The organism is Candidatus Phycosocius bacilliformis (genome assembly GCF_003112735.1).
GTDB lineage: Bacteria > Pseudomonadota > Alphaproteobacteria > Caulobacterales > Aquidulcibacteraceae > Aquidulcibacter > Aquidulcibacter bacilliformis.
In genome coordinates, this window is sequence record NZ_BFBR01000001.1 from 659,345 (window position 1) to 680,418 (window position 21,074).

The window sequence follows — 21,074 nt, forward strand, 5'->3', positions numbered from 1 at the left end:
AACTTGGAGATCATACGATGCCAACCCTCGCCATCACCGACGACAGCTTTGAATCGGACGTCCTGAAAGCCTCAGGTCCCGTTCTGGTGGACTTTTGGGCGGAATGGTGCGGGCCCTGCAAACAGATCGGCCCTGCGCTGGAAGAAATCTCCGACGAAATGGCCGGCAAACTGGTTGTCGCCAAGCTGAATATCGATGACAATCCCAGCACGGGATCGCGTTATGGTGTGCGCGGCATCCCCACCATGATGCTGTTCAAGGATGGCCAAGTGGTGTCCACCAAAGTGGGTGCGATGGCTAAAAGCCGAATTTCGGCTTGGATTGGCGAAAGCATCTGATCGCCCTTATTCGGGCGGCAAGCAGACCACCTGAACAATTCGAACCGAGCGGCGCAATTGACTGGCCTCATCGCCAAGTGTTTGCGTCGTAATGGTGCCGATTGGCTGGCCAATTGGGCGTAAGCCTGCATCCTGCAATGCATCAATTACGGAATCAGCGCTGGTGGTAACAACCCGCCCGCGCCGCAAGCTCTCTGCGATCGTTATCCCAATCACCCGACCAGCAGAATCAAAGGCCGGACCCCCGGACAGGCCACCCAATGTGCCCCGCAAACCGCGACTGCGCGTGACCTCTGCCCATGCCAGTGTGTTTTCCCGCCCACGCCACGCCCCGCTTGTGATCATCAATTCCCGCCCAATCAATTGACTAACCACTTCACCCGGCTTGCCTTGCGGATAGCCAATGTGAAAGCCAGTGGTGCCGAGTCGTAAATCTGATTCATCCAGGTCCAAGGCCAAGGGTTCCGGTCCGCCTTGTGTCCGCAGTATCGCCACATCGGCCCGCCGCGAGGAGTAGATCAGCTTGGCTGCCACCAATTGCTGATCAATCTCATTGACCAAACCCAGCCGCTCACATCCCAAGGCGACATGGCGGGCCGTGAGCCACAAGCCACCGCTGGAAATGGCGAAAGCTGTCCCGCTCGACCACGGACCGGCAGGCCGAGCCTCCACTTCAGATTGATCGTCCAGCGGACTGGGTGCAGGCAGGAGAGGTCCGATCGGTTCAGCCGGTGGCGGCTTGTTCGCGACAGGGGGCGCAGGCTGGGTTGAAAAATAGGGCATGAAACGCCCTCTAAAGCGCACATCACCTTCTGATTCTCGGCTGGCAGACTGGATTAGGAACCAGCCAATCGCCACGACCAGCACCAGAAGGATTAAGATGCCATCACCAAATCGCCGTAACATGACGACCTAGCCGTTCAAGGCTGACGCCGTCAGCAGTGCCGCGCCAATCTTGACCCCAACCAGCACAGCCGCGGCAGCGATCTCACCATTCTCAATGCGTTTGGACAAATCACGCACCACCAGATCGACCAATCGGAACATCACCAATTGCAGCACAAGCGCTGTAACCCCCCAGATCAGGAGGTCGAGCAGGGCATGAGACGTGGCCAAAGTGGCCGCAATCGGAATCGCAATCCCAACAGCGGCTCCTCCCAATGAAAGACCTGCCGCACTATTGCCCGCGCGCACCAAGTCCACCTCACGATGGGGTGTAATCGCCATATAGAGCAGCACACCAAACACCCAAATTGCCAGCGCCACCCCGCCTTGCAGGAGAAAATTAGGCAAACCGGTCACGAAAGCCTGTAATGATGGGTCCATGCGACACTTTATCCCTGCTGAAAGCTGACAGAAATCTATCAGTCCTATGAAATTGGCCTTAATGCATCAGCTGTCAATTGAAAGACGCGCCGACCGCTGGTCAATGCGATGCGATCTACCTCAATGCTTGTTTATGGAGCCATGATGTCGTCCCAAACCTCCACGAAAGCCGCCCTGATTACGGGATCAACCAGCGGCATTGGCCTTGCCATCGCCGAAGCCTTTGCCGCCAATGGTTATGGCGTGGTTCTCAATGGTCTGGGCGATACCGACGACATCAAGGCGATCTGCACGCGCCTGACCACCACCTACAAGGTCGACGTGATCTATCACCCCGCCAATATGATGAAGCCAGATGAGATCGCGGACATGATGGCCTTGGCCCAAAACCTTTTCGGCCGCCTTGATGTGTTGGTGAATAATGCTGGCGTCCAATTTGTGGCACCGGTTGAGGAATTCCCGCCAGAGAAATGGGACCAGATCATCGCGATCAATCTTTCCTCGGCATTTCACACCATTAGACTGGCCATACCCGGTATGGCCGACAGAAAATGGGGGCGGATTATCAATATCGCATCTGCCCATGGCTTGGTGGCCAGCCCGTTTAAATCAGCCTATGTCGCCGCCAAACATGGCATTGTCGGCCTCACGAAAACCATCGCACTGGAACATGCCCGCGACGGAGTTACCTGCAACGCCATTTGCCCCGGCTATGTGCTGACCGGACTGGTTCAGGCGCAAATCCCAGATCAAGCCAAGTCCCGCGGGATCAGCGAGGAAGACGTGATCCAAAACGTGCTGCTGGCGGCCCAGCCAACCAAGCAATTTGTCACCGTCGATCAGGTTGCTTCTTTTGCGCTCTATCTTGCCAGTGATGCAGCGGCACAGATCAATGGTGCCATCCTAACCATTGATGGCGGCTGGACAGCTCAATAAGGACGCTATCGCTCCATTGCCGGGGCGCCGCAGCGAGCGATGACGGAAGACACTTGATCCCGTCCCGGCGGTGGCACACGGACGCGACCGGATAGACTTCTGAATTCAATAGGTTCATCAACCAAAAAGCGGCTTAGCACCGGGTCTGTTGCGGCTTGGCGGGCCCGCCCAACAGCCTCATAGCCGCGCACTGCTGGCCGCCAATTCATGACAAGTTGGGCTGTCTTTCCCCCGCTGACGACCTCAATCCTGGCCGTATTGCCCTGGGTCGGGGCCGGCAGGCCTGAAAGTGCCACTGTATAACCCGTATCTGGACGGCAGGCGAGCGAAGCGAGCGCACCTTTGGGACCCAGTGGTGAGGCGATACGACTTGGGCTGGTCTGCCGCCAGCCTTGGGCGGCAACAGGATCAGGCGCGGAGGCGGCCGATGTACTTTTGGCGCTAACCTGCCAAACCCACTTGCCCTGAGTCAGATCGAGTTGTCCGACCGGCCCATCGATCGGCGAACCATTTGGCGCGCAGAATCCGCTGACAAAAAGCCTGTTATCCTGATGGGTCAGACGAATCTCACGTCCTGCCAAACCCAATGGCGCTTCGATCACGCTGCCACTACCAGCTTGCAAGACATAAAGCTTGGCCGAACACGGGCTTGGGCGGCCAAGGTCAGAAACCACGAAAACCCAATCGGCCAGGGGTCCATCTTGTGGCCACGCTCCAGATAATGCCAGAAAGCGCGGCCGGTCAGGATCGGCGCTCGCGCCACTATTGGCCGCAGCCCCCTTTGGCAAGACAATGGATCCATCCAGATAAAGAAGCGGGCCTGCAGGGGCAGGCTCGACATGAACCAAACCGGCGGGCGTCAAGAGTTGATTGGCGGGCAAAGGCGGTATCAAGGCTCCGGCGCGTACCAAACTGGCCAATCGTCGACCTGCGGACCAGTCTTCTCCATCCTGAGACATGCCAACCAACAACATCGTCCCCATTTGGGGGCCAGGTTGAAAGCGCAGCAAGAGCGGACCAGCACGGGGCAGAGTCACCGATTTGCCCGCTTTAGCGCTGAAAACAAAACGTATTTCATAGCCAGAGCCCGTGGCCACCGCCGACCTTTTGGCCACCAGACCCTGTCGGATCGCCTTGAGCTCAATGTCTGTCAAAAAGGCTTCCACAGACAAATTTGTTGAGATCGGTTCTTGGTCATGGGCGAGCTCAGCCATGATGGTTTGAGGCAGAATCGAGACCAAATTGTCTGGCTGGGGCTGGGTTGAAACCGCTTTGGGTATGCTCACGTCGGCCGGCACAGTGGCGCGTAAATAGGGCAGAATCACCCCGCCAGCGGCCACACCTAACCCAAACGCGAACAGGGCCACCAAGGACACTAACCCCATACCCAGCCGGGGGCCGGGCATAGGCCTTGACTCAATTGGTACAGGTTCACGGTCACTCGATGACATAATTGCCTGATCTAGAACCGGTTTGGCTTGTTCGCCAAGTGCAATGACAGACACCCTTAAAGCCACTGCACCATAAGGGGCGCTTTGCCCTTCAAACCACAGCCAAGCCGCGCTAGACAGCATGCATGACCCAAGCTGTATCTGCCGAACCCCCCATGACCCCCACCTTGGTCGCCGAGCATGGCCTATCTGAGGCCGAATATGCGATCATTCTTGATCGGCTGGGCCGTGCGCCCAATCTGACGGAACTGGGCATCTTCTCGGTTATGTGGTCGGAGCATTGCAGTTACAAAAGCTCACGCCGCCATCTGGCGAAGTTTCCCACCAAGGGTCCGCGCGTCATTCAAGGACCTGGCGAAAATGCTGGGGTCATCGACATTGATGATGGTCAGGCCGCAGTCTTCAAAATGGAGAGCCATAATCACCCCAGTTTCATTGAGCCCTATCAGGGCGCAGCGACCGGGGTTGGCGGCATCATGCGTGACGTCTTCACCATGGGTGCCCGTCCGATTGCCCTTGCCAATGCCCTGCGTTTCGGCAGCCCCGACCATCCATTGACCCGGAGACTGGTATCCGGTGTTGTCGCCGGGATTGGCGGCTATGGCAATTGTGTGGGTGTGCCCACAGTGTGCGGGGAAACCAATTTCCACCCCGGCTATAATGGCAATATCCTCGTCAATGCCATGTGTGTGGGCTTGGCAGACGCCGATAAGATTTTCTATGCCCGCGGTGCAAAGGCAGGCAGCCCCATCGTCTATTTTGGCTCCAAGACCGGCCGTGACGGTATTCATGGTGCGACCATGGCAAGTGCGGAGTTTGATGAATCAAGCGAAGAAAAGCGCCCGACCGTCCAAGTCGGTGACCCATTTGTCGAAAAACTGTTGATTGAAGCCTGTCTCGAACTGATGGCGACGGACAGTATTGAGGCCATTCAGGATATGGGGGCCGCGGGCCTTACCTCATCCTCGGTCGAAATGGCCGGCAAAGAATATCTCGGCATCGAACTTGATATGAACAAGGTGCCGGTGCGCGAAACCGGCATGACGCCCTATGAAATGATGCTGTCGGAAAGCCAGGAGCGCATGTTGGCCATTCTAAAGCCTGGTCGTGAAGCCGAGGCTGAAGCCATCATGCGCAAATGGGACATTGATTTTGCCGTGATCGGCCGCACCACAGACAGCGGCCGGATGGTTTTGACTTGGAATGGCAATGTGGTTTGCGACATTCCAGTCGCCCCGTTGAGTGAAGATGCTCCCAATTATGACCGGCCTTGGGTCGCCCCGCCCACACAAAACCCGGTAACAAGTGTGGATGTGGCCCCGGTCCAAGACTGGGCCGCCACCACATTGAAACTGATTAGCTGCCCGGATGGGGCATCAAAGCGCTGGTTGTGGGAGCAATATGATCGCCATGTCATGGCCGATACGCTGGAAGACAGCGCCACCCCCTCTGATGCCGCCATCGTGCGGATTCACGGCACGCAAAAGGCCTTGGCGATCAGCTGTGACTGTACACCCCGCTATGTCGCAGCAAACCCTTATGAAGGTGGCAAGCAAGTGGTTGCCGAAGCGTGGCGCAACCTAACTGCCACTGGGGCCGACCCAATTGCCATCACCGACAATCTCAATTTCGGCAACCCGCAGCGCCCTGAAATCATGGGGCAATTTGTTCTCGCCACCGATGGGATGGCCGAGGCCTGCCGTGCTCTCGACTTCCCGGTCGTATCGGGCAATGTCAGCCTCTATAATGAAACCTCCGGCCAAGCGATCCCGCCAACCCCTGCGATCGGTGGGGTAGGTCTGTTGCGTGACCATACCAAACGGGTTGGCTTTGGTGATGTACGTCTGGGCGATATGGTCATTCTGGTTGGCACCACCACCGACAATCTGGGTGCCACCCTGGCGCTGCGGGAAATTTGGGGTCGCGAGGATGGTGCTCCACCAACTGTTGATTTAGTGCTGGAACGGCGCACCGGCGATCAGATCCGCGCCCTTATTCAAGCCGGCCATATCCGTACCTGCCACGATTTGTCCGACGGCGGATTGTTGGTGGCAGCCGCTGAAATTGCCATGGCTTCCGGCACTGGCTTGGCGCTGCGCTTACCGGCAGGCTTGAGTGCCGAGGCGACTTTATTGAGCGAGGATCAGGCCCGCTATCTCCTGATTGTCGATCCGACCCATGCCGATCACGTGTTTGCAGCATTGGAGGCAGAAAACATCGCTTGCGAACCTTTAGGCACCGCTGGTGGTTGCGAGCTGGCAGTTCAAGACCTGTTTGCCATCGACATTGACGACCTGAAACAAGCCCATGAAGGCTGGATGCCTGCCTTCATGGCCTAAATTGCGCAGATTGGGCTCAGATTGAACCCAATGATTGCCCGTTGTCATTTTGATTGCGGCACATAACATCCAATAAGCCCTGACAGACCCTGTCCTGACCCATTAAAGGAGACCGCCATGCCTATGGCTGCTGCAGATATCCAAGCGATGATCCTGGAAGCCTTTCCAGACGCCGAGATCGAGATCATCGATCTGGCGGGTGATGGTGATCATTATAAGGCCATTGTCAAAAGCCAAGCGTTTGCTGGCTTGAACCGGGTCAAGCAGCACCAAGCGGTTTATGCGGCCCTAAAGGGCAAAATGGGCGGCGAGCTGCACGCTTTGGCGCTGGAGACCGGCGTGAAGGCCTAAAGGCTTACTGACGCACCACCCGCAACTGGTAACTGCCTGTCGCACCGTCATTGACGCTGGTGACACGGATCACCTGTCTGCCGGATATGGTCACCGTATAGCTCAGCTTGGAATTGGTTCCTTCACCGCCGTCATCATCACTCACATAATCCTCGCCATCAAACTGACGGGCCCCGACTTCAATGTCGAAATCGTCTGATTCCGCGCTGATCTCGTAGGTTTCCCCGGCTTGGGCTGAAAAGACATATCGGTCGTAATAATAGGCGTCCTGGCGGGTTGGGTCGCCAGAATCAAGGTTTCCACGCACAACTTGGCCGATGGTGATCGCGCTCGGCGCAGGTGGTGTGACCAATGGGGCCGCTTCTGACACTTTGAAACGGAAAGCCCCCTCTTGATTGCTCGAATTGGCCCGCACCCGCACCAGATAGGTCCCATCTTTGGGGGCCACGAAACGAATGCGCGCATTTAGGCCTTCGCCACCATCATCATCTGTTGCCAGCTGCGTCTGCCGCCCCCCTTCGGACTGAAGCACCGCCATAACAGGATCAAGCGATGACTCATCAGCTCTTTCTGCGTCAAAGACGTACCGAGCACCGCCTTTCAGTGTCACCCGATAATCGCGATAGAGGGTATCATTCTCCCCGTCACGTGCATCGCCATCGCGCAAGACATCATTGACACCATCACCAAGTGCCACTGTCCGAGGTGACCCAGCTGGGCGATCAGGCGCGGACTGGACCACCAACAACCGATAAGCACCTGTCGTATTGGATACTCGTTGAACCTCCACCACATAGGTACCCGTGGTTTCAGGCCTGAAGCGTAAGCTGGCGTTGCGGCCACCGCCGCCATCATCATCACTCAACACTGAATCGAGTGCATCGTTGGAATCGACTTTACCGACAGCGACTTTCGGGTCCAGATCACTGCCATCCGGGGCAATGGCGGTCATCCGATAGACTTGGCCAGCCACCATGGGCAAGGCGTAGCGCACTGCCGTTACCGCCTCGCCATCGCGCTCATAAGATGGCGTTGCTGAGGTGATATTTCCCGAAACTGTCTGCCCGATCGATAGAGGCCGTGGCGCTGGCATGGGCACCACAGGAGGGCGATTACCGGTTGTTAGTTGAAAGCCGCCTGAAGCGGGCGAGCCAACGGCCAATACACGGAGCTGATAAAGCCCGGCGCTGGGAACTTGGTAGCGAATACGCGCAGAAACACCCGGCCCACCATCATCATCTTCGGCAACTTTGGCCCCCGCAGGACTATAAAGCTCAAGCTTTGGGTCAAAATCATCCGAAGTCGCCGCCAATTGAACGTTTTGCCCGGCGGGCAAACGCACAGCGTAGGCCACGGCGCGCTCACCACTGGCGGTAATACCGGCTGATTCCGATAAGGTACCCGACACTGTCTGCCCGAATGTAACTGGCTGGGCGGAAAGGGGTGTTGGCGCTTCGGCCGTTGCCAAGAGCCGATACGAACCGCTGTCGCCTGCTTCATAGCCATTCACGCTAATCAGCAGGATCCCGTCAGCAGGGACAACCACCTGAACCACTGCCGGGGAACCCAAGTCGCTCCGACAGTTTTCGCAACCTTCCGTCAAGGCATCTCCGACCGACAGAAAGGGCACAAAATCATCGGTTTCCACCTGCACTTTGACCACATGACCGGGCGTGGCGCGCAACTGATAGACTTCATAGCTACTCTGGTCACTATCCAACTTGGGATCTTCAGGGCCAAGCTGACTGGTCATCGCTCGGCCAAGCGTGACTTGAGGCGGACCTTGCTGCGCTAAAGCAGGTTCGCCAGCGAGGAGGGCCAGAAAGGACAAGGAATAAAGCCAGGTTTTGGACATGTACGGACTACGAAAACGTAGCTCCCTGGAACAGTGAACAACCAAGGTTGTGAAGACCGAGGCCGCGCCAGCACAAACTGGCATTTTGTAAGCATACGCACCTTTTCCGAAAGGCGGCAATCCCGTTTGACAAGCCTCTTTGGCAATTTCGGGGCAGAGCCCTCACCTTGACCGCGGCCCTGCTAATCCCTAGCTCTAAGGGCGATTGTTTGGCGTCAGGGTGAATTGATTGGACAAACATTGACGCCACGGGTCATGTGGATCAACCATGATGATCAAACAGAATGACCGCGCTGGCTTTAGACGCCGCACAGGAAAGGAAATCCGAAATGAGCGATGCACAGGCCTTTATCGACAATCTGGTGAAAACCAATGATGTGGTTCTATTCATGAAAGGCACCGCACGCATGCCAATGTGCGGCTTTTCGGGCACGGTGGTGAAAATCCTCGACCATGTCGGCGTGGATTTTCAGGATGTGAATGTTCTCGCCGATGATGCCATTCGCCAGGGGATCAAGGATTATTCCAACTGGCCCACCATCCCCCAGCTCTATGTGAAGGGCGAATTCATTGGCGGGTGCGACATCGTCCGGGAAATGTTTGAAACTGGCGAGCTCAAGCAGGTCTTGAGTGATGCTGGTGTCGCATTGGATGCCTGATCAGCAACAAAAGCTGATTATCAGAGCACAAAAAAGCCCGCTCGGTGATCGAGCGGGCTTTTCCTTTAACACGTTGGGCGGAATTACGAGGCGTAATATTCCACAACCATGTTGGGTTCCATTTTGACGGGATAAGGCACGTCAGCCAATTCAGGCACCCGCAGGAAAGTGGCCTTCATGGCACCCACATCGAGTTCGACATAGTCAGGCACGTCCCGCTCAGGCGAATCGAGCGCCTCAAGCACCAATGCCATCGTGCGGGACTTTTCACGCACTTGCACCACATCGCCAACGCGCAGACGGTAGGAAGGAATATTCACCTTCTTGCCATTGACGGTGACATGGCCGTGGTTGACGAATTGACGGGCAGCAAACACGGTCGGCACGAATTTGGCGCGATAGACCAATGCGTCCAGACGGCATTCCAACAGACCAATCAGGTTTTCAGCGGTGTTGCCCTTGCGACGGGCGGCTTCGACATAAAGGCCGGCAAACTGCTTTTCCGTGATATTGCCATAATAGCCCTTCAGCTTTTGCTTTGCGCGCAGCTGAGCACCAAAGGCCGACACTTTTGCCGGACGCGCGGTCGGGCCGTGTTGGCCGGGCTTGTAAGTCCGCTTGTTGACGGGGCTCTTAGGACGCCCCCAGAGATTTTCGCCCAAACGGCGATCGATTTTATACTTCGCAGCAATGCGCTTTGACATTGTTCGTCCAGTTTCAGTTTTGACGGTCCGGGCGACACACCATGTGTCGCGATTTCAATGGCCGGATTCCCATCACCCATATTTCCTCGGCACTGGCAGGACCAGACCGACAGGAAGGCGCGCTTAAACGGGATCGAGGCTGGAAAGTCAAGGATTGCGGGCAGTTTTACGGCACAGGACGCACAGCCATAAGCCCCGCTTGACATTTAGTTCAATGCTCAACTATATTGGTTCAACGTTAAACCAATGGAGATGGTGATGCCTGATCGTCGCAGCATTCTGCAGCTACTCGCTCTAAGCCCCCTTGCAACCCTGCCATCATCTTGCGCCGCCGCGTCAGATACAAACGATCCGGCCGCCGCCTGGCGCAATCCAGGTGCGGGGCAATCCGACCCCCGACTTTATAGTCTGGCCCATGCCATCTTGGCCCCCAACCCACATAATCGTCAGCCCTGGCTGGTCAGCCTTGAGGACAAAGACAGTCTGACCCTGTATTTTGACACCCAGCGCCGCTTGCCTGCGACCGATCCATTCGACCGGCAATTGGCCGTGGGATGCGGGGCTTTCCTCGAGCTTTTAGTTATCGCCGCTGCCCAGATTGGTTATCAGGCCAACATTCGCTTGTTTCCCGAAGGCGAACCCCAGCCGCGCATGGACGACAGACCTGTGGCGCGTGTCACGCTAATCCCAGGTGCGGCAGCCCGCGATCCCTTATTTGCCCACATCACTCAGCGGCGCTCTAACAAGCAGCTCTATGACAGCAAAAAGGCCATCAGCCCCGAGACCTTGGCCCGGCTGCTCATGACAGAACCCGATCCAAGCCTGTTTCTCGCCGGGGCGCTGCGCGGCGACCCCACGTGCGAGGCCCTGCGCGAGATCAGCATTCAAGCCTATCGCCGCGAGATTGAAACACCGGCGACACTGAAGGAGAGCGTCGATCTGATGCGGATCGGAAAAGCCGAAATTGCCCGCTACCGCGATGGCATTCCTTTGGACTTTCCCGGCATTGGCCTGATGCAGGCGACTGGCATGTTGACGCGGGAAAAACTGATGACGCCGGGCTCCTCGATTTATAAGCAGGGGCTTGAACAGACCGATCCGCTGGCCAAGTCTGCGGCCGGTTATGTCTGGTTGGTGACACGCGGCAACACGCGACAAGACCAGATTGCCGCCGGGCGCGCTTATGCCCGCCTCAACCTGCGCGCCACGGCCCTTGATCTGGCCATGCACCCCATGAGCCAAGCCCTGCAGGAGTTTCCCGAAATGGCTGAATTCAAAAGCGCCGCCGAAAAGACTGTGCAATTGGAAGCAGGTCATTGCGTGCAAATGCTGGCGCGCATAGGCTATGGCAAATCCGTCCCCCCGGCACCCCGCCGCGGCCTGTCTGAGCATCTACGCACCTAATGCCCCACCCGCCCAAGCCTGACTTTCAATCGCTGGCCTTCCAGTTTTTCAACGAAGTCGCCATCATTGATCAATTGGGAAACACCAGGCTTGAGCGTGTCCTGCCGGATGGTTTGTCGATTGCAGGCTTTGGCCTCCTCAACCATTTCGTCCGCTTAGACCTGCATCATGAAACGCCGAGCCAATTGGCGAAAGCGTTTCAGGTGACCAAAGGCGCGATGACCAACACAATCCAGCGCTTGGCGGCAAAAGGCTGGATCGAGATTGAGGCTGCACCCGAAGATGGACGCAGCAAACGGGTCAAGATCACCCAGGCTGGCCGCGCCACGCGCGACGCGGCGCTGGCCAGCCTCGTCCCCTCACTCAACCAACTGGCAGAACTGATTGACGGAGATGACATTGCAGCGCTGCTACCCAGCCTGATGAAGATCCGCACCATTCTGGACACCAACCGCGAGCCGTGACCCCGGTGACGGGTGACATAAGATCGCAATGAAGCTATCAGGGCCGCCCGCGCAGGCTCCGACGCCGCGCGCGCCACCTCATTGCTGATATAGAAACAAACCTCATGCTGCAGATCACCGACCTGACCTATCGCCTGGCCCGGCGCGTGCTGTTTGATGGGGCCAATGCGGTCATCTCCGATGGGTGGAAAGTGGGGCTGATTGGCCGCAATGGTTCGGGCAAGTCGACTTTGCTGCGACTGATCCAAGATGAGGCGCGCAAAGGTGACGGCAGTATTCGGCTGAAGCGGGGGGCCCGCATGGGCTTTGTCGCACAAGAAATCCCCGCCACCCCCGATCCCCTGATCGAGGTGGTGCTGGCAGCCGACACCGAACGGGCCAGCCTGATGGCAGAAGCCGAAACCGCAACAGACCCCGACCGGATCGGCGAGATTCATACACGTCTCGCCGATATTGATGCCTATTCCGCAGAAGCCCGCGCCAGCGAAATTCTGGTGGGTCTGGGCTTTAAACAAGCCGAACTGACCAATCCAGCAGGCTCCTTCTCAGGCGGCTGGCGAATGCGGGCCGCCCTTGCTGGCGTGCTTTTCTCCATGCCCGATCTGTTGGTTCTAGATGAGCCGACCAATTATCTTGATTTGGAAGGTGCGGCTTGGCTTGAAACCTTTCTGCGAAAATATCCCAATACCGTGCTGGTGGTTAGCCATGATCGGGAAATGCTCAACCGGTCGGTGACCCATATACTTGCGCTTGAGAATGCCAAATTGGAAATTCAAGCTGGCGGATATGACACCTATCTGCGGCGACGGGCTGAACGGGCCGCCTTGCTCGCGGGCCAAAAGGCTAAACAAGATGCCGCCCGCGCGCATTTGCAAGCCTTTGTCGACCGCTTCCGCGCCAAGGCCTCAAAAGCCCGGCAGGCCCAGAGCCGGATCAAAATGCTTGAGAAAATGCAAGAAATCGCGGTGCCAATCGACGAGCGCGCCTTGCCGTTTCACTTCGACGAACCCTCAGAGCTCGCCTCGCCGCTCATTCAACTGGAAGAGGCTGATCTTGGCTATATTGCTGGAAAGCCGGTCTTGCGGCAGGTCAGCTTCCGTCTAGATCATGATGATCGGATCGTCATTATCGGCCCTAACGGGCAGGGGAAAACAACGCTCGTTAAGTCCATCGGCGCGCGCTTGGCGCTGCTGGCCGGCACAAGGCGGGCCTCCAAAGCGGTCAAGATCGGCTATTTCAGCCAAGACCAGCTTGATGAATTGCGGGCAGGAGAGACGGTGCTTCAGCACGTACGCGATCTTGAACCCGATTGGCCACCTTCGCGTCACCGCTCCTTGGCCGCCCGCATGGGCTTTGGACAGGAAAAGATCGATACATCTGTTGAGAAACTGTCTGGCGGTGAAAAGGTCCGCCTGTTGCTGGGCTTGATGGCCTATCAAAGGCCGCATGTTTTGATCCTCGACGAACCCACCAGCCATTTGGATATTGACAGCCGCGAAGCCTTGATCCACGCGCTCAACGATTATTCGGGCGCGGTCTTGCTCATCACCCACGACGTTTATTTGGCCGAAGCCTGCGCTGATCGATTGTGGCTGGTCTTTGATGGGGCGGCCAAGGCTTATGATGGGGACTTGTCCGACTATCGCAATTTGGTCCTCAACGCCGACCGACCCGACACGGGTCCGGCGGCGGCCAAAACCTTTGGCAAAACCTCTGGCAAAACCTCTGGCAAAGCCTTTGGCCAAGTTGCATCTTCTGCCGGGAAAAAAGGCCCGTCGCTGTCCACTTTGCGCTTCAAACTGGCAGATGCTGAAAAAGCGATCGAGGCCGAACAACACGCACTTGATGCGCTCGATGCACGCCTAGCATCACCCAGCCTTTACACCGAAGGGGCCAAAGCAATTGCCGATCTGAGTGCCAAACGCGCCCGGCATGCCGAAGCTCTGGCCAAGGCCGAAGCTGCTTGGATCGAGCTTAGCGAAGCCATCGAGAGCCAGACATGAAAAAGGCGGCCCTGACGGACCGCCCTTAATCGACCAATCTGACTTCAGATGGGATTTAGTCGCTGAAGCCCCGGCCGTCGGTGCGCTCGGCAATCCGAGCCGACTTACCGCGACGATCACGCAGATAATACAGCTTGGCGCGGCGCACTTTACCTTTGCGGACCACCACAATGGACTCAACGTTGGGCGAATAGAGCGGGAATACACGCTCAACACCTTCACCGAAGGAGATTTTGCGCACCGTGAAATTGGCATTGATGCCGCCGCCCGAACGCGCAATGCACACGCCTTCATAGGCTTGAACGCGCTCACGGTCGCCTTCCTTAATCTTCACATTGACCCGCAGCGTATCGCCGGGCGAAAATTCAGGAATGGACTTGCCGTCGGAGACGCGTGCGACTTCCTCGGCATCGAGTGTTTCGATGATGTTCATGTCAGCTCACCTTGCACGATTCCCGACCAAGATTTTGAAACCAGTCCAAAAACTCAAACGGGCCGCGACTTTGTTGTTGTCAAAGAGAACTTTGAGGTTGAAAGAAGTGGGGCCTTTATACGAATGATCAGGCTTTGTCACCCTGATAAGCTGCCCAAAGATCAGGCCGACGGGCCTGCGTAATCGCCTCGGACTGTTGCTTCTTCCACGCGGCAATCTTGGCATGATCGCCCGACATCAGCACGGCGGGAATGTCGCGCCCCTCGAAACTGCGCGGGCGTGTGTAAATCGGATGCTCCAAAAGGCCATTCTCGAAACTTTCCTCGCCCAGACTGTCGGCATTGCCCAATAGGCCTGGGAGCAGGCGCACACTGGCTTCCACCAGCATCTGGGCCGGAAGGTCCCCGCCGGTCAGCACAATATCACCAACCGAAATCTCTTCCATGGCGCGGGCTTCGATCACGCGCTCATCCAGCCCCTCAAAGCGGCCACAAAACAGCACAACCCCCGGCCCCTGCGACAAGGCGCGCACACGGGCTTGGGTCAAAGGCTTGCCACGCGGCGTCAAATAGATCAGCGGTCGGCCTTCCAGGGGAAGACTGTCAATGGCGCGGGCGGCAACATCCGGCTTCATCACCATGCCGGCTCCACCCCCAGCGGGGGTATCGTCCACCTGGCGATGCTTGCCATCACCAAAGCGACGCAGATCAATCAGCTCAAGCGACCAAGCACCTTTGGCCAGCCCGCTGCCGATCAACGAAGCCTGCAAGGCACCGGGCCAAGCTTCCGGGGTCAAGGTCAGAACCGAAACAGCAAATGTCATGGCTTCTTTTAGCCGAGGTCTCTGACCCTGCGAAGTCGCCCCGCACATCAGACCCGTGACGGGCCCACCAACGCGCGCTATTGGGGGGCATGAACATCTATTTTCTGGGAATCGGCGGTGCCGGGGTCAGTGCGTTGGCCAGCGTCCTGCAGTCGCAGGGTCATCAGGTGACGGGCTCAGACGAGGGGGTTTTCCCGCCGGTTTCCACCTATTTGGATCAGGCCGGGATCAGCTATGCCCGCCGGTTCGACGCGGCTAATTTGCCCGATCAGATTGATGTGGCCGTGGTGGGAACCACCGCCAAAATGGACCCCGCAACCAATCCTGAGCTCGCCGCGCTCAAAGCCCGTGGCGTACCGTGCTATAATTTTGCAACCTATCTCGGTGAGGTAACCCGCACCCGTGAAAATCTGATCGTCGCTGGAAGCTTTGGCAAAAGCTCTCTCACCGCACTGGTCGCCTTTCTGTTACGCCATGCCGGACACGATCCAGGTTGGTTCATCGGCGCAATCCCGCTGGACCTGCCACGAACTGGCCATGCGGGCACGGATCGGCTGTTTGTGATGGAGGGGGATGAATATATTGTCTCGCTGCAAGATCGCCGGTCGAAGTTTGAACTCTATCAGCCTCAGCACATCCTCATCTCTTCAATCGTGCATGATCATATCAACATGTTTCCAACGATGGCGGCCTATGAGGCCCCGTTTGCGAAACTGTTTGCCGCATTACCCACCGAAGGCCTGATGGTGGCCTGCCACAGCTATGAGCCCGTTCGCCGCCTGATCGGTAACCGACCAACCATCTGGTATGGGCTGCAGCAGAACCCTGGCTATTATGCCGAGGCGATCGACATAGGCGAAATCACCCGCTTCCAGCTTGTCTGCCCTGATGGCCAGCGGATTGCGCTCGAAACCAGCCTGCTTGGCCTGCATAATATTGAGAACCTCATTGGCGGCAGTGCCTTTGTTCTTGAACGTGGATTGTTGAACCCAGACCAATTGCAAGCCGCTGTCAGGGCGTTTCGCGGCGTCGCCCGCCGCTTGGACAAAAAGACCACAAGCTCGCGCATACCAGCCTATGAAGGTTTCGGCTCTTCTTATGAGAAGGCGCGTTCAGCCATTGAGGCGATCCGCCTGCATTTTCCCCATCGGCCCTTGGTGGTGGTGTTTGAGCCGCACACCTTTTCATGGCGCAATCAAGACGCCTTGGCCTGGTATGACAGCGTGTTTGCCGATTGTGCCGCCGTCCACATCCTGCCGCCGCCCACCATTGCAGCAGGCAGCCACCAGCAATTAAGCCTCGAGGACATCCTTGCCCATGTGCAGGCGCGCGGTATCTTGGCCCAGCCCATTGTCGATGCCGACGCTTTTGCAAGCGCCCTGCCTGCCACCCTGACGGGCGATGAAGTTGTGCTGCTTTTGTCTTCAGGCCCCTTGGAAGGTTTGGCTGACAGTCTGCCAGCCGCCCTCGACGCCCATTTTGGTGACCATAAGCCGACCGGGACACCCTCATAATGGAGCACTTGCCCGTCGACCCACACGCTTATGCGTCCTTCTTGCTGATTATGGCAGGCATGGCCGCAACACCGGGACCAGCGAATTTGTTTGCTCTGGCGACTGGATTGGCCAAAGGGCCGCGCGCTGGTCTGCAGGGCGTGATCGGAATGAACATTGCTTCACTCGTATGGTTTGTTTTTGCTGCCCTTGGCCTCGGGGTTCTGATGCGGCTATTTCCGGCCGTGTTTGCGGCTTTGGCAGTGGCGGGGGGTGTTTATCTGGCTTGGCTTGGACTTAAGGCGCTGCGGGCCGCCCTGTCACCCAACACACAAGGCTTCAGCCTTGCGGGGCAAGTCGCCGGTCAAAGCCCGTTCCGCGATGGGTTTCTGGTCCAGATCAGCAACCCAAAGGCGCTCTTATTCTTTACCGCGGTCTTGCCACCCTTCATTGACCCAGACCGTGCGATGGTTCCGCAACTGGCCATGTTTGCGGCGGGGACGATCCTGTTTGACACCATTACCATGTCAGCCTTCGCGCTGGCCGGTGGCTTATTGGCGCAACGCTTTGCCGAGGCCCGTTTCGCGCGTGCCTTCTCCGCGGCGGTTGGTCTCCTCCTGTTGGGAACGGCCACGATGATGTTGCTCCGCACCCTGCATTGAAAACGCGACCAAACCACGTCATTGAACGTTTGTTCATTGGAGTGCGCACATGGCCAAGCGCCGATCACCCCGCTCGATTGCTGTCATCGAGGACCGCTTGCTGCGGGCTGCCGTCAGCTTGGGCGACACGCTCGACGCCATCTCTATGCCCGAACTGGCCAAGGCAGCCGATATTGCGGTTGGCACACTCTATCGTATCGCGCCGTCCAAGGCAGCACTGGCTGAACTGCTCGACATGCGCGCTTGGGCTTGTTTTGAAACTTATGTGTTTGCACCATTTCCCGCCCGCCTCAGTTTGCAAGAGCGATTTTCACTGATGTGGGCGCGCTTGGGTGATTTTGCGGCTGCTGAGCCAGAAATCAGCACATTTTTGGCCCGTTTGCCGATGCGGTCAGACCACGCTTTTGTAAAGGCCAGCACAATCTTTGCCCGCGACGGGCAGGCAACAGGGACATTCAAAACGCTGACAGGCGCAGAATTGGCCGCACTGGTGTGGGGGCCGGTCTCTGCGCTCTTGCGCAACCGGGCCTGTTCGGTCGAAAGTCTCCACCATCTTGAAACCGCGGTGTGGGATGCCCTGTGCCGCACACACAACATATAACTCAGGGAGAGAAACATGACAGGACGTATGGCCGGCAAAATGGCCTTGATCACCGGCGGGGCCCAGGGTCTGGGTGCAGCCATCGCGACCATGTATGCCAAGGAAGGTGCCAAAGTTGTGGTGACCGACATCAATGGTGCCGGGGCAGAGGCAACAGCCGCGGCGATCAACGTCCTTTATCCCGGCAAAGCCCATGCGTTTCAGCAGGATGTATGTTCCGAACAACGCTGGATCGACATCGTCGATGCGGCGCATGAGGCAATGGGCGGCCTCAATGTCCTGGTCAATAATGCCGGAATTGGCAGCCTCGGCTCTGTCGAAAGCGAAACCTTCGACAATTGGAAGAAGGTGATGGCTGTCGATGTCGATTCGGTGTTCTTGGGGTGCAAGTACGCTTTAGGCGTCATGAAGCCTTATGGACCGGGGGCCATCGTCAATATCTCGTCGATTGCCGGCCTGATCGCCTCAGCCAATTATGCTGCCTACAATGCGGCCAAAGCGGCCGTTTGGCTGTTGACCAAGTCAGTAGCGCTGCATTGCGCACGCAAAGTGCCGGGCTTCCGCTGCAACTCCATCCATCCGACCTTTATCAAAACGCCCATTTTGGACGGAATGGCCGGATTGGTGGGCTCACAGGAAGAAGCCTATGCCAAGCTCGCCCGTCAGGTGCCGCTGGGTCGCTTGGGAGAGCCCGATGATATTGCCTATGCGGCAGTCTATCTGGCCAGCGACGAAAGCAAATTTGTGACCGGGGCGGAACTGAAGGTCGATGGCGGCATTTCGGCCATGTAAGGCCCGTTCTTCAGCGCACAATCACCGATAACAGCACGACTTTGGCAATGCCGGGACCGACAATGCGGTCGGTCACCGCTTGCATGCGCTGAGCGAGCATAATGGTATCTGGTACACGCCCCGGGATAAACAGGGTGTTGACGAATTCCTGCGCGACGCCGCGCCAAGCCGCCCGCAGCGCCGGAGTTGCCGCCAGGGCTCGGTCACGCTGACTGGTGGCGCTGACGACGATGCCCATATCGATCTGCATGAGACCAATCGATCGAAACTGGCGCATGATGCTGGCCGTGACCTGGTTTGAACCCAGAAAGCCCGCTTCATTGCCCCCACCTTTGGGAACAGGCTTCGCCGCTTGGGCTGTGGAAATGGCACCGGCCGACGCCCCTCCCAAGCCAACAACAACAGCGCCTGCAAACCGGGCCAAGCCACGTCTGGTGAGATTTTGATCAGAATAAGACATGTCATGTCTTTTCGGACAAACCGGTTAAAGAAACGTGGAATCCCAGACCAAGCTGCTTTAGGCTGATTATCGAGTCACCCTAACCCTTACCCACGCTCTCAGAACAAGGACGCAATCCCCGTGGCTGGTGCTGTCGACATGACCGCCTTCAAAGAACCGGTGATCATCCTCACAGCGGCGGCTATTGTGGTCCCCCTGTTTCACCGATTTCGCATCAGCCCGGTTCTGGGTTTCATTCTGTGCGGCCTTTTATTGGGACCGTCAGGCCTTGGGGGTTTAGCCGTCCAATATCCTTGGCTGAACATTTTCACCATTCAGGATCGAGGTGCCATCAATATGATGGCGGAGTTCGGCATCGTCTTCCTGTTGTTTGCCATTGGACTTGAATTGTCATTCGAACGCCTCGCCATGATGCGCAAAGTCGTATTTGGCCTGGGGGCTGCGCAACTGGGCATCTCGGCCTTGGCCATTTGTGCGATTTGCTACCTATTCTTGGGCACCACCGGCACAGCCGCCTCCGTTATCGGCTTGGCCCTATCATTGTCTTCAACCGCCGTCGTGCTGCAGACATTGGCTGAACAGAAGCGTCTGGCAAGCCCCACAGGGCGGGGGGCGTTTGGGATCTTGCTGTTTCAGGATTTGGCTGTTGTGCCCATCCTTTTTGCTGTCTCCATGCTGGCCCCAGACCGCATGGGATTAGGCGTTTTGGGCTTGATGCAAAGCCTTGCCGTGGCCGTCCTGGCGGTAGCCTTGACCATTGTGATTGGCCGTATCGTTTTGCGCCCCCTGTTTCGCCATGCCGCGCGAACACGCAGTCCAGAGATTTTCATGGCTGCCTGCCTCCTGGTGGTGATCGCCACAGCTATGGGCAGTGCAGCTGCCGGCCTCTCGATGGCGCTGGGCGCATTTCTGGCAGGCTTGTTGCTGGCCGAAACCGAATATCGCCGCGAAGTTGAAACCACGATCGAGCCTTTCAAAGGCCTCCTTCTAGGGGTCTTCCTGGTTTCGGTTGGCATGACGGTTGATATTGGCAAGGTTTTGGAGCGACCGCTTGAGATCGTGGCGGCCATAATCGGCCTCATTGTTTTGAAAGCGGCTGTTGTCGCGCTGGCAGGACCTGTCTTTGGCATCAAGCGACAATCAGCAATCAAAGCGGGTTTGATCCTTGGTCCTGGCGGGGAGTTTGCCTTTGTTGTCCTCAGTCTCGCGACAAGTCTGGCTGTGCTGCCACAGGATCAGGCCGACTTTGCCCTGTTGGTCACCGCCATCACGATGTGCCTCATTCCCTTATTGGGCCGGTTTGACGCCCGCCCAACAGCTTTAACCCCAGCAGCTGAAACAGATGAGGCGACTCTGGCCCTCCAAGCCACGCAAGGCGAGGCCCCCCATGTCATTGTTGCGGGGTTTGGCCGGGTCGGTATGGTCGCGGTCTCTCTGCTAGAAGAGCAGAAAATCCCCTATATCGCGATTGATTCAGACGTTGAACGTGTCCGCAGGGCGCGCAAGGCAGGCCATAAGGTCTATCTGGGTGACGCCGCCCGCGTTGATATGTTGCGTGCCTGCGGGATTGATCGGGCGCGCGCCATGGTGGTGACGATGGACGGCGGGTCGGCGGTCGACCAAGTGGTCACGGCCGCCCATCTTGAACAACCTGACCTGCCGATTGTGGCGCGCAGCCGCGACGCCGACCATGCGGTCCATCTTTACAGCCTCGGTGTCCGTGAGGCGGTGCCCGAGACATTGGAAGCGAGCTTGCAGGTTGGTGAGGCCCTGTTGGTCGAAGCGGGTGTGCCCATGGGCCATATTCTGGTCGCCATCCACAACAAACGCGCCAGCATGCGGGCAGCCTTGCTGGAGGCCTCATCATCTGCGACACCGTCAGAACGCATGCGCGTGCTGCGCGATCAGCACACACGCGATCCCGACGATGCGTCAGCCCGCTGACATCGAGATTTGACCTCAGCCATCAGCAGGCTTAAC

General features: G+C 57.6%; 22 protein-coding genes. 14 read left to right on the top strand and 8 right to left on the bottom strand.

Annotated features, from left to right (window positions below; genetic code table 11):
• Positions 1 to 17: 17 nt before the first annotated feature.
• Entirely contained in the window at positions 18 to 338 is a 321-nt protein-coding gene (gene trxA, locus PbB2_RS03110) for a thioredoxin TrxA (RefSeq protein WP_108983797.1), read from the top strand.
• 6 nt (positions 339 to 344) lie between these two features.
• On the opposite strand, the gene PbB2_RS03115 is transcribed toward trxA, so the two are convergent.
• Together PbB2_RS03115 and PbB2_RS03120 are read right to left on the bottom strand one after the other, a co-directional pair.
• On the bottom strand, positions 345 to 1,244 hold the full coding sequence (locus PbB2_RS03115; protein WP_108983798.1) for a S1 family peptidase: 900 nt from the start codon (positions 1,242 to 1,244) through the stop codon (positions 345 to 347).
• Between the two features lie 6 nt (positions 1,245 to 1,250).
• Positions 1,251 to 1,664: a DUF350 domain-containing protein gene (locus PbB2_RS03120; protein WP_108983799.1), complete on the bottom strand. Its 414-nt coding sequence runs from the start codon at positions 1,662 to 1,664 to the stop codon at positions 1,251 to 1,253.
• A 144-nt stretch (positions 1,665 to 1,808) separates the two neighbouring features.
• Between PbB2_RS03120 and PbB2_RS03125 the strand changes: the two genes are divergently transcribed.
• Positions 1,809 to 2,600 carry a 3-hydroxybutyrate dehydrogenase gene (locus PbB2_RS03125; protein ID WP_238164823.1) on the top strand — a complete coding sequence of 264 codons (792 nt, stop codon included), beginning with the start codon at positions 1,809 to 1,811 and terminating at the stop codon, positions 2,598 to 2,600.
• A 5-nt stretch (positions 2,601 to 2,605) separates the two neighbouring features.
• Here the strand turns inward: PbB2_RS03125 and PbB2_RS03130 are convergent, their stop codons facing one another.
• The gene (locus tag PbB2_RS03130; RefSeq protein ID WP_238164824.1) at positions 2,606 to 3,985 is read right to left on the bottom strand and encodes a hypothetical protein; all 1,380 of its coding nucleotides are present in this window, start codon (positions 3,983 to 3,985) and stop codon (positions 2,606 to 2,608) included.
• Between the two features lie 191 nt (positions 3,986 to 4,176).
• Here PbB2_RS03130 and purL point away from each other — a divergent pair, with 191 nt between their 5' ends.
• Together purL and PbB2_RS03140 are read left to right on the top strand one after the other, a co-directional pair.
• On the top strand, positions 4,177 to 6,390 hold the full coding sequence (purL, locus tag PbB2_RS03135; RefSeq protein WP_108983801.1) for a phosphoribosylformylglycinamidine synthase subunit PurL: 2,214 nt from the start codon (positions 4,177 to 4,179) through the stop codon (positions 6,388 to 6,390).
• Between the two features lie 117 nt (positions 6,391 to 6,507).
• Positions 6,508 to 6,741, top strand: a complete 234-nt coding sequence (locus PbB2_RS03140; protein WP_108983802.1) for a BolA/IbaG family iron-sulfur metabolism protein — start codon at positions 6,508 to 6,510, stop codon at positions 6,739 to 6,741.
• Positions 6,742 to 6,745: 4 nt separating this feature from the next.
• On the opposite strand, the gene PbB2_RS03145 is transcribed toward PbB2_RS03140, so the two are convergent.
• Complete coding sequence (locus PbB2_RS03145; RefSeq protein ID WP_192576137.1) at positions 6,746 to 8,596, bottom strand: PPC domain-containing protein; 1,851 nt, start codon at positions 8,594 to 8,596, stop codon at positions 6,746 to 6,748.
• Positions 8,597 to 8,925: 329 nt separating this feature from the next.
• Here PbB2_RS03145 and grxD point away from each other — a divergent pair, with 329 nt between their 5' ends.
• Positions 8,926 to 9,255, top strand: a complete 330-nt coding sequence (grxD, locus tag PbB2_RS03150) for a Grx4 family monothiol glutaredoxin (protein ID WP_108983902.1) — start codon at positions 8,926 to 8,928, stop codon at positions 9,253 to 9,255.
• A gap of 83 nt (positions 9,256 to 9,338) precedes the next feature.
• On the opposite strand, the gene rpsD is transcribed toward grxD, so the two are convergent.
• Positions 9,339 to 9,959, bottom strand: coding sequence for a 30S ribosomal protein S4 (gene rpsD, locus PbB2_RS03155; protein WP_108983804.1), 621 nt, complete (start codon positions 9,957 to 9,959; stop codon positions 9,339 to 9,341).
• A 41-nt stretch (positions 9,960 to 10,000) separates the two neighbouring features.
• On the opposite strand from rpsD, the gene PbB2_RS15995 reads away from it, so the two are divergent.
• From PbB2_RS15995 to PbB2_RS03170, 4 genes are all read left to right on the top strand, one after another.
• The gene (locus tag PbB2_RS15995) at positions 10,001 to 10,162 is read left to right on the top strand and encodes a hypothetical protein (protein WP_192576138.1); all 162 of its coding nucleotides are present in this window, start codon (positions 10,001 to 10,003) and stop codon (positions 10,160 to 10,162) included.
• A 55-nt stretch (positions 10,163 to 10,217) separates the two neighbouring features.
• Positions 10,218 to 11,363, top strand: coding sequence for an Acg family FMN-binding oxidoreductase (locus PbB2_RS03160; protein ID WP_133245696.1), 1,146 nt, complete (start codon positions 10,218 to 10,220; stop codon positions 11,361 to 11,363).
• Positions 11,363 to 11,827, top strand: coding sequence for a MarR family winged helix-turn-helix transcriptional regulator (locus tag PbB2_RS03165; protein ID WP_108983806.1), 465 nt, complete (start codon positions 11,363 to 11,365; stop codon positions 11,825 to 11,827). Before PbB2_RS03160 ends, PbB2_RS03165 begins: the two co-directional genes overlap by 1 nt.
• Positions 11,828 to 11,931: 104 nt before the next feature.
• On the top strand, positions 11,932 to 13,830 hold the full coding sequence (locus PbB2_RS03170; protein WP_108983807.1) for an ABC-F family ATP-binding cassette domain-containing protein: 1,899 nt from the start codon (positions 11,932 to 11,934) through the stop codon (positions 13,828 to 13,830).
• 55 nt (positions 13,831 to 13,885) lie between these two features.
• Here PbB2_RS03170 and rplS read toward each other — a convergent pair whose 3' ends face one another.
• Both rplS and trmD read right to left on the bottom strand, forming a co-directional pair.
• Positions 13,886 to 14,263, bottom strand: a complete 378-nt coding sequence (gene rplS / locus PbB2_RS03175) for a 50S ribosomal protein L19 (protein ID WP_108983808.1) — start codon at positions 14,261 to 14,263, stop codon at positions 13,886 to 13,888.
• Positions 14,264 to 14,390: 127 nt separating this feature from the next.
• A complete protein-coding gene (gene trmD, locus PbB2_RS03180; protein WP_108983809.1) occupies positions 14,391 to 15,086 on the bottom strand; it encodes a tRNA (guanosine(37)-N1)-methyltransferase TrmD in 696 nt (231 codons plus the stop codon).
• An 89-nt stretch (positions 15,087 to 15,175) separates the two neighbouring features.
• Here trmD and PbB2_RS03185 point away from each other — a divergent pair, with 89 nt between their 5' ends.
• Genes PbB2_RS03185 through PbB2_RS03200 form a run of 4 tightly spaced genes read left to right on the top strand, consistent with a single transcriptional unit; the run spans position 15,176 to position 18,634 of the window.
• On the top strand, positions 15,176 to 16,600 hold the full coding sequence (locus PbB2_RS03185; protein WP_108983810.1) for a Mur ligase domain-containing protein: 1,425 nt from the start codon (positions 15,176 to 15,178) through the stop codon (positions 16,598 to 16,600).
• On the top strand, positions 16,600 to 17,241 hold the full coding sequence (locus tag PbB2_RS03190; RefSeq protein WP_108983811.1) for a LysE family translocator: 642 nt from the start codon (positions 16,600 to 16,602) through the stop codon (positions 17,239 to 17,241). Before PbB2_RS03185 ends, PbB2_RS03190 begins: the two co-directional genes overlap by 1 nt.
• Before the next feature lie 49 nt (positions 17,242 to 17,290).
• On the top strand, positions 17,291 to 17,842 hold the full coding sequence (locus PbB2_RS03195; RefSeq protein WP_108983812.1) for a TetR/AcrR family transcriptional regulator: 552 nt from the start codon (positions 17,291 to 17,293) through the stop codon (positions 17,840 to 17,842).
• A gap of 15 nt (positions 17,843 to 17,857) precedes the next feature.
• A complete protein-coding gene (locus PbB2_RS03200; protein ID WP_108983813.1) occupies positions 17,858 to 18,634 on the top strand; it encodes an SDR family oxidoreductase in 777 nt (258 codons plus the stop codon).
• A gap of 10 nt (positions 18,635 to 18,644) precedes the next feature.
• Here PbB2_RS03200 and PbB2_RS03205 read toward each other — a convergent pair whose 3' ends face one another.
• A complete protein-coding gene (locus tag PbB2_RS03205) occupies positions 18,645 to 19,094 on the bottom strand; it encodes a hypothetical protein (RefSeq protein ID WP_108983814.1) in 450 nt (149 codons plus the stop codon).
• Between the two features lie 138 nt (positions 19,095 to 19,232).
• Between PbB2_RS03205 and PbB2_RS03210 the strand changes: the two genes are divergently transcribed.
• Entirely contained in the window at positions 19,233 to 21,038 is a 1,806-nt protein-coding gene (locus PbB2_RS03210) for a cation:proton antiporter domain-containing protein (RefSeq protein ID WP_133245697.1), read from the top strand.
• Positions 21,039 to 21,074 lie beyond the last annotated feature (36 nt).